This is a genomic window from Runella zeae DSM 19591 (assembly GCF_000423565.1).
GTDB classification, from domain to species: Bacteria; Bacteroidota; Bacteroidia; order Cytophagales; family Spirosomataceae; genus Runella; species Runella zeae.
In genome coordinates this window covers 1-15,885 of sequence record NZ_AUIF01000032.1, presented here as the reverse complement: position 1 = coordinate 15,885, position 15,885 = coordinate 1, and the positions used below count along the sequence as shown (strand labels likewise).

The window sequence follows — 15,885 nt, the reverse complement described above, 5'->3', positions numbered from 1 at the left end:
GAATAGAGCAAAAGAAAACGAGTTTATTTTTTTACGCTTTCTTTGTCAATGATTTCATCTTTGACGATGTACAAAGGACGATTTTTGGACTGAAAAAAGATACGCAAAACATACTCTCCAATGATACCTAATGCAATGAGTTGTACCCCGCTAAACAAGATAATGACAAACAATAAGGCGGTAAAACCTTCAATAATATCTTCAAAAAATAATTTTTTAATCACCACCGTGATAAAATATATCAATGCAATGCAAATCGCCGTCCCTCCTGCCCATGACATAAATTTGATAGGGAATTCGCTGAAATTAAAAATGCCATTATAAGCCAGTCGAAAAAGCTGTTTGAACGAATATTTGGACTCTCCTGCCATGCGTTCACTTCTTTCGTACTCAATCCCTACTTGCTTAAAACCAATCCATGAGCGCATACCTCGTAGGTAGCGGCTTTCTTCGGGCATTTGATTCATAATATCCGCTACACGACGGCTGATGAGTGCAAAATCTCCACTATCGAGCGGTATATCTACGTAAGAGATAGATTTAAGAAGACGATAAAACAAATAATAACCACTGCGCTTGATGAAGTTTTCTTTACGTTTTCTCCTGACTGCATATACTACATCATATCCTTCTTGAAGTTTTTTGTAAAACTCGTCAAGCAATTCTGGTGGATCCTGCAAATCACCATCAATGATAAACAACGCCTCCGTGCCTCTTGCTGCGGCCAAGCCTGCGGTCAAGGCCAGTTGATGCCCATGATTGCGCGATAAAAACACACAATGATAACGCGCATCGGTAAGCGCTAGTTGGCGCATTTGCAGGGACGTATCGTCGCGACTACCATCATCAATCAGCACTACTTCGATACGCAAAGCCAAGCTATCCATAAGGCGGTTGAGTCTTTCTACAAGGTGTGGAAGAGACGCCGATTCGTTATATAAAGGTGCGACAATTGAAATTTGAGGGAGGTTCAAGGGGAAGCGATTGATTTGTGGTTAAAAAACAAAAATAGACAAAAGTCACTGAATATCAGGGAAAGGTTACTGATTGTTGGGTATTCCAAAGCTGATTCCCATTCTTTTGTACCACCCAAAGACCCACTTGATAGGTGTCATTTTCGATTACGCCTTTCGGACAATTGATCCTGAAACCTTTTTGGGTGCGAGAACGATGAAGGAGAGGTTCTGCTGAAAATACGTAAAAATGAGTCGGGGAAGTTAAAGTCACAAATACCCCTTCTTCTTTACTGTTTACGAACTCAAAGGAATCGTTATATACTTCGAGGCCATAAGGGAGCATTTCTGTCTTCACGTTTACCCCCGTCTTGAGTTGAGTACTATCACGAAATAGCGCTTCAAGCCGAGATTCTTGGGATGAAATGAGCGGCTGAGGAAATTGATAAAAGCCATGTGATTTACTTCTTTCAAAAGTTTTAACTACAAACTCCGCAAAAGCTGACTTTTTTTCGGCCCCCAAGCCTACACCGTTGCGTTGTTGGTTAAGGGCAAATGCAAGACGTTGCTTGCGATCTTGGGTTACTTGCGGCACAAAATGCCAATAAGAAGAAGCCCACGAAACAAGCGAAATTCCTATAAACACAATCACTAACAAAGAATGTAACCGCCAGCGAAATATCTGCAAGCTCAGCAAACAAGTCATTGCCATCAAAGTGCCAGGATAGATTTTGTAGGTTGCCCAAAGTACCAACTGATAATCGAAGCGTGTACGAAAAAATACAACCAAGGCACTGTTAATAAATAAATATACAAAACAACTCACCCAAAAGGCAGCCCATTGTGGGGAAAGCTGCTGAAAATAAGTGTTTTGCTTATAATGCTTTCGGGCAAAAGCAGGCACTATCCGTTGCCAGCGCGTCGATATACTGAGCGCACCTAATACGTAATAAATAAAAAAGCTGACAATCGTGATGCCGCCTATTACGGGTAAAAGCATTCGTTTTTCGAAGGTAATTCGTGGAAACCAATCCAAAATTCCACCCGTAAACGCAAAAAAACCTATGATGACCTTGAAGGGATGGTTAAAGAAATAGATAAACCCTTCATCATTGCCTTGCACAAAAGCATAGCCCGAAAAGTAACCTACAATCGCCAAAGCTCCCGTAATAATCCATACAATGAGACGGTTCCATTGACCAAGATACAATAAGAACAAAGCCCCCGCCGGCCACCCCATCACCCCATTTCCCATGCTGTAAGTACCTACTAGAGCCACTAGAATAGCCCCCAAAAAGGCACTTTTGGAGGGTTTGGTGAGTAAATAAAAACTAAGAAAAACTTCAAAAATGATAAGCTGATACTGCAACGACATGATAGTCATGAAGGTCATGCTGTAAAATTGCAGATTGAATATAAAAAAGGCGGCCGGAATCAATCCATAGAGTATGCCTTTGTGCTTGAGATAAGCCCGCGAAATCACCAAAAAAATACCCAAAACGGTTAAATTCCCAATCAAATTGAGGATTCTGAAATTAATGGTATGAGTAAAAAGATATTGTAAATAAACAATCAACCGAGCGGATAAAACCCGATGCTCGTTGTTGGGGCGAAGCAAGGCCGCTACCTTGCCATACCACGAGGGAGCATCAAGATACTGGGCTAAAAAGTAAGGGATATTTTCGATGTCATCAAACCACGGGACATTGATAGAATAGCTGATGCTAAAGCCGTAAAAAACGACGATAGGAACCAACGTAATGGCAAAAATGATATATCGCTTGCTAGAACTCAATGGATGAATGTCTAAGTGAATAGAATGATTTAGGGTTGAGACTCGTGGGAGGTTTTAAGTACAACTGCTTTTTTCCCAAAATACCCTCCGATACACCGACTCCAAAGATGAGCAGGATTAGGATTGGCATCGTCTAAATAAAGCGAAAGAGGTTTTGAATGTAGAGGCTCCACATATACCGTATCAGCAGAACTTTGCTCTATGAAAGCATAGCGGTGTTTAAGTTCGGTATCATAAGCTGCCGCTCTCCCCTTGAGCCAATCACCGTATATCATTCGTAAGTTGGGACTAAAAAGAGCACTTACTAAAATCAATGACGCCAATACAGCCTTGATAGAAGGGGGGAAGTACCATTTTTTGGCACTTAGCCAGTTTTTTTGCACCACATGGTATACTATCACCGCTAACATATAAAACCACCCCAGCAAGAAAAAAAAGTAGATGGAATTGACCACGCGAGGTGCCGGCTCAATTCCAATTCCATAATAAGAGGGGAAAATTTGTACAAACAAAATTCCAAAATAAGCAATCAACACAACCCACAAGGGTACTGATAAAAGGCGGTTAGAGGGTTGATTTCCGAACGTTTTGCTTAAAAATACAATCCATAAACTAGAAAATACAAGCAAAGGTGTACGAAAAACCCAGTCTATCCCTAGCTTTATCAATTTTTTGATAGACTCAATTGCCGAGAAAGGGATGTTACGACCTTCGGGATTGCCACTCATACGGAGCTGATTGCCCGGAGAACTAAAAAAAAGATAACAAGAAAAAACACAAACCCCAATAAGAATAACAGCAAACCAATCCCAACGTCGATTGATAATGAGCTGATACCCCCACCAACCTACCACTAATAAAATGATGATGGTGAGATTGGTCTCACTACTCCCTATGACCGCAAAAACCAAAAAACTGGCTAGTACCGATGTTAAGGTCTTGAGGGTGCCTTGGGGGAGTTGATACCACCGTATCATTACCACAACCCAAGTGAGAGTGAGGATATTGGGAACTGTGTACGTCACAAAAGCAGCCATCCAATAAAACGCCTCTGCTATACTCGACATTCTTAATACATACAAAAAAGTAAGTCCGCCTACAAGCCCCCAAATATTCAACTTTGACCATTTGGGAAATACTTCTTTAGCAAGTAAGTACAAAACGTATGTTTGCCACAAAATCAATAAAAAAGACAAAAGCTTGAAACCACTTGCCCACTTGACCACAAGCGGATTGGAGTGATTGAGTAGGATACCAAAGTACCTACCTGTCCATCCTGTATAGTAAGCATTCATTGCTTCAAAATACCCAAACTTAAACACCGTATCGATATAGCAATAATCATCAATAGGTGAGGGATGATTGTACAACGACAGTACCAATAAAGGAAGTAGCCCTACTACCAACAAACCAACATTGAAAAGGTCTTGAAAAATGGGTTTTTGTAAGGTTTTAAACATTTAAGTACAGAGTCGTTATCAGTGATTAGTGAATGGATATGGCTGCCTTATCGCTACATTGCGTAGCGCAGGAAAAGCTTTAAGTATGGATTTGATCTTTGACTATTTTTTCAATAATATAACGTGGTCTACCTTTTACCTCTTCGTATATCTTACCCACATACTCTCCAATAAGCCCCAGTGCGATCATATTGGCACCGCTAAAGAAAGTCATTGGTAGTACAATAGACGTCCAGCCAGGTACTGTGCTTCCAAACAAATAAGAAAACCCAATATAACCCGCAATCAACAAAGCGATGAAAAAATTGAATGCACCAAAATAAAGCACCAATCGCATCGGAAAAGTACTGAAGGAGGTGATGCCGTTCCAAGCGAAAAGCAGCATTTTGCTAAGTGGGTATTTTGTTTCGCCCGCTTCTCTTTCCAAACGTTTATAAAAAACCTTTTCGGAACGGAATCCAATCAAAGGAATGATACCCCTCAAAAACAAATTTACTTCTTTGAAACTCTGAAACTCTTCCAAAATACGACGGTCCATCAACCTAAAATCAGCGTGATTGAATACCACAGGGACGCCCATCCAATGCATAAGCTTGTAAAATGATTCAGCAGTAGTGCGTTTAAACCAGCTATCGCTGCTACGGTCGTCGCGTACGCCATACACTACCATAGCTCCCTCTTGGTGCTGAACTATCATTTTGCCGATTGCCTCTATATCATCCTGCAAATCGGCGTCAATGGTGATAAAACAGTCAAACTCTGAAATATGCTCCATCAAGCCTGCCAGAATAGCACTCTGATGCCCAAAATTTCGCGATAGTTTGACCCCAATACTTGTAGGGTCTTTTTCGCAAATGGCTTCGATGATTTTCCAAGTACGGTCTCGGCTGCCGTCGTTGACAAAACAGATTTTACTTTCTGGTGAAATTTGATTTTCGGCTACCAAACGAGCGCAATAGTCGCGAAGCGTATGATGGGTTTTGGCCAGTATTTCTTCTTCGTTATAGCACGGTACAACAAGCAGTAACTTAGTAGGCAGCATTGATTATTGTTTTCAGTATCGGGCAAAAATACGGCACTTTCCATAACCGAACGTTATTTGAGGCATAGATTTTATTTTTGGGTAGACTTTAGGCGTTGTTTTTATTACTTATAAGAAAAAAAGAAACCAATATTTTTGGTATATATTCATGATTATATTTAAAGATTTTAATATTCTGTACTACGATTTCTAGGAAATGTTTAACTTTCGGCCTCAAATGTTAGGTATAAAGAATCCAATAGCATGTTTCTGCATCAGGTCGGTCACTATTTACCCGAACAAGTAGTTGACAACGAACATTTTACAAAATTAAACGGGCTTTCCGACGAGTGGATAGTACAACGTACCGGCATCCAATTACGACGCAAGGCAGCTTCTGCTGAAAACTCACACACCATGGGAGTAGAAGCAGTCAAAGCTTTAACGGACAATATTCAAGTAGATATCAAAGAAGTAGATTTAATAGTAGGGGCTACCTATACGGCTTATGATACTATTGTGACTTTGGGGCATGCTGTGCAGCATTATCTTGAAATCCCCAATATTCCAGTAGTCACTATTTCATCTGCTTGTTCGTCGTTGCTCAATGCCGTCGAAATCGTGGAGGGTTATTTTGCCATGAACAAAGCCACCAAAGCATTGGTCATTACCTCCGAGCACAATACTGGCTACTACAACGAAACCGACACCGTGTCAGGGCATTTGTGGGGAGATGGCGCGGCGGCGCTGCTCATCACCAAAGAGCGCCTTCACGAAGGTGACATGGAAATCAGGGCATTGTTGACTGGTGGCGCAGCCACTAGTGGCAAGGCTATCGAAGCCGTGGTATTGCGCCCCAACGAGCGAGGCGTAATCATGCCATTTGGGCGTGATGTATTCATCAATGCCTGTACTTACATGCCCAAAGCCAGCATAGAAGTGCTAGAACGCTGCGGCCTCACGGTAGAAGATGTGAGCTATGTACTGCCACACCAAGCTAATTTGCGTATCAGTGTCAATGTCATGAATACGCTGGGCTTACCAGAAGATAAACTGATTTCCAACATCCAATATCTTGGCAACACTGGCTGCGCAGGATGTGCCATTGGACTCTCAGAACACTGGAATCGATTCCAAAAAGGAGACCGTATTATCATTACTGTTTTTGGAGGTGGATATTCTTATGGGGCGATGTTGCTAGAAAAATAATAATATTTTTGTCTTTAACCCCCTACCAAAAAAGGCTATCTGATTTACCAGATAGCCTTTTTTGGTAGGGGGACTTTACTTTTGTAATTTGTGTCTATTGTAAAGCTACCGTAGAGGCATTGTAAACAGGCCATACTCCTGGGCGAGGAACACTCACCCCTTTAGTAGAGCCTTTGGCATTGTTATCTAAGCCAAAATAATAAAGAGGATGCCCTCTAAATACAAGCTGTTTGCGACCAAATACGTCAATTACCGTAAAATCACTAGCCGACAAGTTGCTAGGTAAATTGCTAGGCATTGCGATTTCAGCTATAGGCCAAGTAGCGTTATTGCTAAAATCAGATTTGGTATAAGCGTTTGTATTTTTTTTATCAGGCACATATCCATACAATGTTCTGCCTGCGGCATCGACAAGATAAACCGTCTTACCATCACCAACGGTATAGTCTGCCAAGTAGTTTTTACCGTCATTACCTACCAATTGGGCATTGGCAAAAAACAATGAATAGTTAGTTTTGGCCACAAACCATACATTATTAGCTTTTTCGCCGGTTATATCGCCCGCTTTGGTATCACCCGAATAGTAGTATAGTGGCCAACCTTTGTAAGTAGTTTGTTTGGTTCCGTCACTGCGAGTGATTGTCCCAAAATCAGCCGTCGCCAAGTCAGTACTTAGGGTGGGAGATTCTTTGTAAAACACTGGCCAATTCGTCAAGCAATTACCAGTGCATTGGGATTGACCCGAAATGTCTGACGCAAAGAAATACAGCGTTTTACCATTAGCACCAGTAAGCACCTGCCCCAAAGCCGTTTGGCTAAGTGACACGTCAAAGGTGGGGGTGTTGTCTGTTTTGGTACAAGCTGCTATAAGCAACAAAACCCCGAGGCTTAGAAATAAGGATAAGTTTTTCATGAAAGTAACAGAAGATTTGATTGTTTAATGCCCATACGGACAAACAAACATGCAGGTTGCGTCGGTAGAGAAGAGATGTGAAAAGAGGATTAGCAAAATTTAATTTTGATTCATCATATTTTTTCTGAAAAAACAAATGCTCTAACATTAAATCTTATCATAATCGCCAAAAAAGTAAAGAAAGCGTATTTTGTTGTGAACCAATAAGATTCATATCTTGGCAGCTAAAATACCAAACTAAATTTTTTGAGTCCTCGAACGTAGAAAAGTAGATAAAATAAATAGACCGATGAAAGGAGTGATAGGGTTGATATTGGGGGGGCTGATAAGCTTGGGCTGGGTGAGGGAGTTGCCAGTGAAAGAAAACGTAGTATTTCAAAATGGTCAGAGTGGCTATAAATGCTATCGTATTCCTGCCATTGTCAAAGCCCCTAATGGCGATTTGCTGGCTTTCGTGGAAGCTCGTCGCAACAACTGCGGGGATTTTGGCGATGTCGAAATCGTGATGAAACGTAGTACCGACAACGGCGCTTCTTGGAGTGCACCGAAAGTAGTAGCCGACAATGGCAACGACCAAGCTGGAAATCCTGCGCCCGTTTTTGATCTTGCCGACAAAAAATTTCCGCAAGGTCGCCTGTTTTTATTTTACAATACGGGTACCGTACACGAGCAAGAAGTAAGAGAAGGCAAAGCCCTTCGTGAGGTATGGTACAAAACCAGCACCGATGGTGGGCAAACTTGGTCGGCAGGAGTCAATATTACTGGGCAGGTATCGAAGCCCACTAAGCCCGAGGTCAATCCTAAATATAAGTTCAAAGAAGATTGGCGAACTTATGCCAACACGCCAGGACATGGGCTTCAGCTTACCAAAGGCAAATACAAAGGACGGATTTTTATTGCGGCCAATCACTCCGTAGGGCCACCGCAAAAAGACTCCCGCGACTATATTTCGCATGGTTTTTATAGCGACGACCACGGCAAAACCTTCCGCATTGCATCGGATGTGGCTTATCCTAGTAGCAACGAAGCTACCGCCGCCCAAGCCGCCAATGGCGATGTGGTCATCAACTGCCGCAATCAGTCGGGGGATGCCAAGTATCGAATTCAGGCATTTTCTAAAAACGGGGGTGCGACTTGGGAAGAAGTGAAAATAATGAAAGACCTGCCCGACCCTATATGTCAAGGGAGTATGATTGAGTATCGGCCCGCCAAAGGTAAAAGCGTTTTACTTTTTTCTAATCTAAATCACCAAAGCAAACGAGCAAACCTAACGGTAAGGGTAAGTCACGACAACGGGCGGAGCTGGTCAGCGGGAAAAGAGATTTATGGCAACCCCTCGACTTATGAAGACCCTGCGGCTTATTCGGACTTGGTGGTTCAGCAAGACAATAAAATTGGTGTTTTGTACGAAAAAAATGATTATACCCAAGTCGTTTATGCTTTATTTAGTTATGAGTGGCTTGTCAAATAATTTTTTAAAGATGCAAAAAACATTACTTCCTCTTTGTGCGCTTTTTTTGACGATTGGGCTTGGATTGCTTTCTTTCAAACCCCAAGACAAACGTCCTAACATTCTGATTCTGTTTTCGGACGACCACGCTTTGCAGGCAATCAGTGCCTATGGGAGCCCGTACATCAAAACGCCCAATATCGACCGGTTGGCCAGAGAAGGGGCGTTGTACGAGAATATGTTTTGTACCAATTCGCTCTGTGCCCCTAGCCGTGCTACTTTGCTCACGGGTAAGTTTAGTCATAAAAACGGTCACAAAGACAACCTAACGCAGTTTGACGCCGGGCAGGCAATGTACCCCAAATACTTACAAACGGCGGGCTATCAGACCAGTTGGATTGGTAAATGGCACTTGCAAGTTACGCCTCAGTATTTTGATTATTGGTCGGTATTGCCGGGGCAAGGGGCGTATTATAACCCTGATTTTATCGAAATGAGTGGCAAAACCGTACGCCAAGAAGGATATGCTACGGATGTGATTACCAACAAAGCGCTTCAATGGCTCACTACTGACCGCGATGCTTCTAAGCCTTTTTGTTTGGTGATTGGTCACAAATGTCCACACCGAAATTGGCAGCCTGATACGAGCGATTTGCGGGCTTTCGACCACGTGAAGTTCCCTTTGCCCAAGACTTTTTATGACAACTACGAAGGACGCATTGCGGCGGGGCGCCAAGATATGACCGTTACCAAAACCATGCGTTTGAAAGAGGATTTGAAAGTAGATGCCGCCGATGATGCTTTTGTAAAACGAATGAATCCTGCACAGCGTAAGGCATGGTTGGCGTATTATGACCAAGTAACGGCTGATTTTAAAAAGAAAAATCCTACGGGACGTGCGCTTGATGAATGGAAATACCAGCGTTATATGCAAGATTACTTAGGGACCATTCTCTCTCTCGATCGCAATGTAGGGCGGGTTTTGGATTATTTAGACAAGGCAGGTTTGGCCGACAATACCATCGTGGTTTATTCTTCTGACCAAGGTTTTTATTTGGGTGAACATGGCTGGTTCGACAAGCGTTTTATGTACGAAGAGTCGCATCATATGCCGATGCTGATTCGTAATCCTAAACGCATCAAGCCTGGTACCATCGACCGAGCAATTCACAACAATACCGATTTTGCGCCTACGATTTTGGAAGAAGCAGGCGTAGCAGTGCCCAAAGACATGCAAGGGCAATCCTTTTTTAGTAAAACACCTCGAAAATCAACCTATTATCACTATTACGAATATCCCGCCGAGCACAGTGTACAAACGCATTTTGGGATTCGTACTGATCGCTATAAGTTGATTCGGTTTTATAATGATGGTGAATATTGGGAGCTGTATGATCTTAAAACAGACCCTGAAGAGCTAAAAAATCAGTATGCCAATCCTGCCTATCAGAAGATTAGGCAGCAGTTGTTGGGAGACTTGAAAAAACTGATTCGTCAGTACGATGATACCGAAGCGGAAGCCATTTTGAGAAAAGAAGGGCTTTGATACTAACCCCTGCCAACGTTCCAAACGTTGGTAGGGATACACAACCTACAATAGCAAATACTTAACTTAAAACTCTACCAACTACAATGACTACAAAAACAATGCTTCTGGCCTCCGCCGCTGCGGTTTATTTAGGCTATCGACTTTTTCAGAATATGAGAACAAAAGCTGGGACGGGCAGCTTAGTAAAACAACTCAAAAAAGACCCCGCTGTGGGAGAAGCTTTTGCAGACTCCTTGGATATAAGTGTGCAACGAACAGATATTAAAAATCCAGATGTAGCAACGGCCCTACAGCCGTATCTCGCTATGACAAAGAATGGGCTGGGTGATTTTATTATCAAGCATATTCAGCAACTTGATAACGGTGGTTATCTTTTTGTAACTACAACAGATTACACAGAGGCGATTAAGGCCGGAAGAAGAACTGTTGAATCGGCTGAAGTGCACAATCTAAATTTTGTCTTGAAAACCGATATAGACAAAAATCAATATGTAGTGTATTCGGATTTGTACATAGATTTGGCAGATAAAAACCTACGAGTAGACTTTGCTAAGGCTCTGTTTGAGTTGATTCAGGGATGAAAACTAAACCCTGCCAACGTTCCAGACGTTGGCAGGGTTGTTTTTAGGCTTCTGTCTTTTTCATCGACTTTTTGAAGCTTTTTAAACCTTGCAGCGGCGTATAATGGTCGCTCTTTTTGGGGTAATAGCCTGTACCATTGTAGGGGCGTTTGTGAGGGCTGCATTTACATTCCTCGGAGCAGGCACCTTCCATTTTCCAGCCACAATCTTCGCACATCGGTACATGGATATTGCATTCATTGTTGGCACAGTTGACCATGCGGTCGGAAGGAGTGCCGCAGACGTAGCATTTTGAAATCACCTGAGGGTTTACCTGATTGACATCTACCGTGAGGCGATTGTCAAACACGTAGCATTTTCCCTCAAAATCCTCTCCACCGGCTTCTAAACCATATTTGATGATGCCACCGTGGAGCTGATATACATTGTCAAAACCTTGGTCGAGCAGATAAGCGCTGGCTTTTTCGCACTTGATACCACCTGTACAATAGGTCACTATCTTCTTACCTTGTCCTTTTAGGTGTTCGATTTCTTGGATATGTTCGGGGAGTTCGCGGAGATTTTCCATATCAAAGGTAATCGCCCCTTTAAACTTCCCGACGCTGTGCTCATAATTGGAGCGCATATCAATTACCACCAGATTGGGGTCTTCTTTGAGAAGCTGCTTAAACTCCGCAGGTTCGAGATGAATACCGGTTTGTTTGAGCGGGTCTACCGGCAAATCCGAATTGACGATTTCCTCTTTCAGCCGTACATGAAGCTTTTGGAAGGCGTGTGCTTCGTGGTGCTCTACCTTAAAGTCGATGCTGGCAAAACGAGGGTCTTCCTTGACCCATTGCATATAAGCTTGGCAATCTTCATTTAAGCCCGAAACCGTACCATTAAGCCCTTCGGGAGCGATGATGATGCGGCCAAGGAGATTGTTTTTTACACAAAATTCGTGCTGAGCTTCTCGATAGCTTTCTGGGTCTTCGATGGGCACGTATTGATAATACAAGAGAACACTATATGGTTTCATCACAAAAAACTTTTATTCATTTGGAAGCAGCGACATTGCTACAAGTTGGGATAGGCTTTGTCTCTGCTTTTCTGTTAGTTAGTAAAATAAAACAGAACGATAAGGTTCCGGCAAAAATACAAATTTATCAGCAGTCAAAAGTTGATGATAGTCATAACTCAAACAAAAAGCTTAAAATCTGATTATTTTTGTGTCGTTTTCGTATATTTATACGTCTCAATATTGTACTCTAATCTTAAAAACAAATCTACTCTAACGGTTAATCTTTTACCCCAATGCATATTGCAATTACTGGAAACATTGGCGCAGGTAAGACCACACTTGCCCGCAAATTATCTGAACACTACAAATGGGATGTACTTTATGAAGCAGTAGAAGGTAATCCTTACTTAGCTGATTTTTATGAAGACATGGCAAGATGGTCGTTCAACTTACAGGTATTCTTTCTCAATAGTCGTTTTTCACAAGCGCAGAAGATTCGCTCTATGCACTATCAGACGGTAGTGCAAGACCGCACCATCTATGAAGATGCCTTTATTTTTGCCAAAAACTTAGCTGATACTGGCATGATGGAAGCTCGTGATTATCAAAACTACTTGATGCTTTACGAAACCATCACCAATACCATCCAAGCGCCTGATGTAATTGTGTATTTGAAAGCTGACTTACCCAAACTTCGTCGTCAGATTCAGAAACGTGGACGAGATTTTGAACAGAGTATCACGGACGAATACTTGTTGAATCTGAATGGACTATACGAAAATTTTGCCCAACATTATATCGACGGGCCTTTGCTTACAATCGATGTCAACAACTTGGATTTTGAAAGCAATCCTGAAGATTTTGGATTTATAATACAAGAAATGAACAAGACCTTGGGATACCGATAAACGTGCAATTTTCATTCCTATGCTTAACGCAGGCAACGTTGCCTGTTTTTTTTCTTGCGACGTTGCCCAAGGTTTTCTATAAACGTGTAACGTTCAACGCAGGCAACGTTCAAAACGTTGCCTGCGTTTCTTTTATCGCGACGTTGCCTGCGTTTTCTTTTTAACCCTGCCAACGTTCAAAACGTTGGCAGGGTTTTCTATTAAAATTCTACATCAAAGCTAAGTTGTTGGGCTTCGCGCTCTTTAGTAGAGTTTTTGACACCTGCTTTTTGGTATTCACCCACTTTTTTCTCAAAGAAATTGGTCTTTCCTTGGAGCGATATCATATCCATAAAATCAAAAGGATTGGTGGCATTGTAGATTTTTTGTAAACCAAGCGACACCAATAAGTGATCGGCCACAAACTCAATGTACTGATTCATAAGGGTGGCATTCATCCCAATCAAAGACACGGGAAGAGCATCTGTCACAAATTCTTGCTCAATCGCCACTGCATCTTTGATTAAGTTATAGATGCTTTCTTCTGGCAACTTGTTGACAATGTGATCGGTATAAAGCAAACAAGCAAAATCGCGGTGTAGACCTTCGTCGCGTGAGATAAGCTCATTAGAAAATGATAGCCCCTTCATGAGGCCACGTTTTTTGAGCCAGAATATCGAACAAAATGAGCCTGAGAAAAAGATACCTTCTACGGCGGCAAAAGCAATGAGACGCTCCGCAAACGAGCCGTTGGCAATCCAACGCAAAGCCCATTGGGCCTTTTTCTGCACGCATGGAATAGTATCGATAGCGCGGAGCATTTTATCTTTTTCGATAGGGTCTTTGATGTAAGTATCAATAAGCAAAGAGTAGGTCTCGGAGTGGATGTTTTCCATCGCAATCTGAAAACCGTAGAAGCATTTGGCTTCGGCATACTGAACTTCTTTCAAGAAATTGACAGCAAGGTTTTCGTTGACGATACCGTCAGATGCAGCAAAAAATGCTAGCACGTGCGAAATAAAGTGCCTTTCACCGTCATTGAGTTTTTCCCAATCTTGAAGGTCGGGTGCTAAATCAATTTCTTCTGCGGTCCAAAAAGCTGCCTCATGATTCTTATAAAACTGCCAAATATCATGATGTTTGATTGGAAATAGTACAAAACGATGGGGATCTTCAACCAACAAAGGTTCCTCTAATACGGCTGAATTAAGTGACATAGACAAATGGTTTTTAAAGATTTATGGGGACTTCTTTGATACGTATGTGACTGGAGAATAAGTGCCCGATTGACGTAACAAATTTATTAACTTTGAGGGAGTGTTTGGGTATAAAATCAGTTTATATCCCAAAATTATAAGAAAAAACAAGCAAAGTGTGTGCGTAAGGTGCTGATATACAGTAGATGTTTTTGAAAAGTTCTTGGTTTATTTATAACTGTGCGTATATCCTTACGAAAAATTGGAAACAGAATAGAATGAAACGATAACATAGTTTCTAGTTCGTCATCAGCTTGAAAAATAACTTAAAGACGTAATTTTTGATTAAGTACAACTTCTATAAAAATATGAGTCAAAATCAGTGGTATCACCTTCGCAACGAATCGCAGCTTGATTCGCCCTCTTTACTTATTTATAAAGAAAGGGTAATTGACAATATCGACAAGATGATCGCAATAGCAGGCGACGCTGACCGTCTTTATACCCATATTAAAACCAACAAAATGCCCGAAGTTGTGAAATTGATGTTGGCTAAAGGAATCACCAAATTCAAATGTGCGACTATCGGCGAGGCCGAAATGGCAGCTATTGCGGGGGCCAAACATGTAGTAATCGCACATCAGTTGGTAGGTCCCAAAATCGACCGTTTGGTGGCATTGCGTAGATTGTACCCTGATGTATTCTTTGCTTCTCTTATTGATTCTCAAGATATAGCAGAGGCTCACAGTGCTGTTTTTGAGGCGGCTCAGTTGACAAGTGATGTGTTTTTGGACGTCAACAACGGCATGGATCGCTCAGGACATCCGCTTGATGCTTCTATTTTGGATTTGTATAAAAAGTTGCATTCGCTGCCTCATCTCCAATGTCACGGACTACACATCTATGATGGGCATATCCGAGCCACTGATTTTGAAGCTAGAAAGGCAGAAGTTGAAGGTGGGTTTGTGGATGTAGAACATTTTTTGGAGGCAATATCCAACTCAAATCTCCCCAAGCCTTTGGTAGTGGCTGGAGGAACTCCCTCGTTTACGGTACATGCGTTGCATGGAGAGACGTATTGTAGTCCGGGTACCTGCGTGTTGTGGGATTGGGGATACGGCGACAAACTCTCCGAACAGCCTTTCGAATATGCAGCTCTGGTACTGACGCGAGTTATCTCCAAACCTCAGAAGGGGCTTATTACGGTCGATATGGGACATAAATCAGTAGCGGCTGAAAATCCCATAGACCGCCGAATCAGGTTTCTGAATTTGGAAAACTACGAACTTATCGGACAAAGTGAGGAACATGGAGTGATAAAAGTGCAGGATTGGGATAGCATCCAAGTAGGACACGTGCTGTATGGCGTACCCTACCATGTGTGTCCTACGGTGAATCTCTATGATGAAGCGTACGTGATTGAAAATCAGGAGTCAACGGGTAGGTGGGAAGTGCTTGGACGCAAACGAAGAATAACGGTTTAAGTCCATAAAATATAAAATATTGTAAAAAAAGAGGCCGTCTCAAAAGCAATTTTGGGACGGTCTCTTTGATTTTAAGCAGCAAGCGGCTGATTTTGTCTAAATTTTTGTTGTGGTAAAGATAAAATGGTTGTTTTTTGCAATTTCGACTGTTTCTGCGGTTTATTTTTCACTTTTTCGTTCTTTGGGGCATCTTTATAGGCTTTTTTCCTCAGATTGTGGGCAATACAAGCCAGCCCAACTTCAATTTCTACCTTAGCTAAGCCTTTTAGACGTAGCCTTTTGAAGTTGTGGTTGGATTTTATCTGCCCGAAGGTGGCTTCTACATCTTGGGGTCGTTGTTTTCGATGTTTGATTCCTTCTTCTGAATTTAGTTTTTCTCTTATTTTC

13 protein-coding genes and 1 pseudogene are annotated in these 15,885 nt (G+C 42.0%); 6 read left to right on the top strand and 8 right to left on the bottom strand.

Annotation, left to right across the window (positions count from 1 at the left end; genetic code table 11):
- Positions 1-23: 23 nt before the first annotated feature.
- The 4 genes from G563_RS0108360 to G563_RS0108345 all read right to left on the bottom strand — a co-directional run bounded on the left by G563_RS0108360 (position 24) and on the right by G563_RS0108345 (position 5,250).
- Complete coding sequence (locus G563_RS0108360; protein WP_037326208.1) at positions 24-974, bottom strand: glycosyltransferase family 2 protein; 951 nt, start codon at positions 972-974, stop codon at positions 24-26.
- A 55-nt stretch (positions 975-1,029) separates the two neighbouring features.
- Positions 1,030-2,748 (bottom strand): hypothetical protein, encoded by a 1,719-nt coding sequence (locus G563_RS0108355; RefSeq protein WP_157585178.1) that lies wholly within the window; start codon positions 2,746-2,748, stop codon positions 1,030-1,032.
- Between the two features lie 29 nt (positions 2,749-2,777).
- Complete coding sequence (locus G563_RS0108350; protein ID WP_028664928.1) at positions 2,778-4,208, bottom strand: hypothetical protein; 1,431 nt, start codon at positions 4,206-4,208, stop codon at positions 2,778-2,780.
- Positions 4,209-4,287: 79 nt separating this feature from the next.
- Positions 4,288-5,250, bottom strand: a complete 963-nt coding sequence (locus G563_RS0108345; RefSeq protein ID WP_028664927.1) for a glycosyltransferase family 2 protein — start codon at positions 5,248-5,250, stop codon at positions 4,288-4,290.
- A 243-nt stretch (positions 5,251-5,493) separates the two neighbouring features.
- Here G563_RS0108345 and G563_RS0108340 point away from each other — a divergent pair, with 243 nt between their 5' ends.
- On the top strand, positions 5,494-6,438 hold the full coding sequence (locus G563_RS0108340) for a 3-oxoacyl-ACP synthase III family protein (protein WP_028664926.1): 945 nt from the start codon (positions 5,494-5,496) through the stop codon (positions 6,436-6,438).
- Positions 6,439-6,532: 94 nt separating this feature from the next.
- Here the strand turns inward: G563_RS0108340 and G563_RS0108335 are convergent, their stop codons facing one another.
- Complete coding sequence (locus tag G563_RS0108335; protein WP_037326205.1) at positions 6,533-7,351, bottom strand: hypothetical protein; 819 nt, start codon at positions 7,349-7,351, stop codon at positions 6,533-6,535.
- A 289-nt stretch (positions 7,352-7,640) separates the two neighbouring features.
- On the opposite strand from G563_RS0108335, the gene G563_RS34010 reads away from it, so the two are divergent.
- The 3 genes from G563_RS34010 to G563_RS0108320 all read left to right on the top strand — a co-directional run bounded on the left by G563_RS34010 (position 7,641) and on the right by G563_RS0108320 (position 10,931).
- Positions 7,641-8,822, top strand: a complete 1,182-nt coding sequence (locus G563_RS34010; RefSeq protein ID WP_037326202.1) for a sialidase family protein — start codon at positions 7,641-7,643, stop codon at positions 8,820-8,822.
- Between the two features lie 10 nt (positions 8,823-8,832).
- Positions 8,833-10,347, top strand: coding sequence for a sulfatase family protein (locus tag G563_RS0108325; RefSeq protein WP_028664924.1), 1,515 nt, complete (start codon positions 8,833-8,835; stop codon positions 10,345-10,347).
- Positions 10,348-10,433: 86 nt separating this feature from the next.
- Positions 10,434-10,931, top strand: a complete 498-nt coding sequence (locus tag G563_RS0108320; protein WP_157585176.1) for a hypothetical protein — start codon at positions 10,434-10,436, stop codon at positions 10,929-10,931.
- A gap of 43 nt (positions 10,932-10,974) precedes the next feature.
- Here the strand turns inward: G563_RS0108320 and trhO are convergent, their stop codons facing one another.
- A complete protein-coding gene (trhO, locus tag G563_RS0108315; protein WP_028664922.1) occupies positions 10,975-11,949 on the bottom strand; it encodes an oxygen-dependent tRNA uridine(34) hydroxylase TrhO in 975 nt (324 codons plus the stop codon).
- Between the two features lie 275 nt (positions 11,950-12,224).
- Between trhO and G563_RS0108305 the strand changes: the two genes are divergently transcribed.
- The gene (locus G563_RS0108305) at positions 12,225-12,839 is read left to right on the top strand and encodes a deoxynucleoside kinase (RefSeq protein ID WP_028664920.1); all 615 of its coding nucleotides are present in this window, start codon (positions 12,225-12,227) and stop codon (positions 12,837-12,839) included.
- A 200-nt stretch (positions 12,840-13,039) separates the two neighbouring features.
- Here G563_RS0108305 and G563_RS0108300 read toward each other — a convergent pair whose 3' ends face one another.
- The gene (locus G563_RS0108300) at positions 13,040-14,035 is read right to left on the bottom strand and encodes a ribonucleotide-diphosphate reductase subunit beta (RefSeq protein WP_028664919.1); all 996 of its coding nucleotides are present in this window, start codon (positions 14,033-14,035) and stop codon (positions 13,040-13,042) included.
- Positions 14,036-14,382: 347 nt separating this feature from the next.
- On the opposite strand from G563_RS0108300, the gene G563_RS0108295 reads away from it, so the two are divergent.
- Entirely contained in the window at positions 14,383-15,498 is a 1,116-nt protein-coding gene (locus G563_RS0108295; RefSeq protein WP_028664918.1) for a D-TA family PLP-dependent enzyme, read from the top strand.
- 191 nt (positions 15,499-15,689) lie between these two features.
- Here the strand turns inward: G563_RS0108295 and G563_RS39185 are convergent.
- Positions 15,690-15,885 (bottom strand): annotated as a pseudogene (locus tag G563_RS39185) (transposase); the annotation flags it as partial.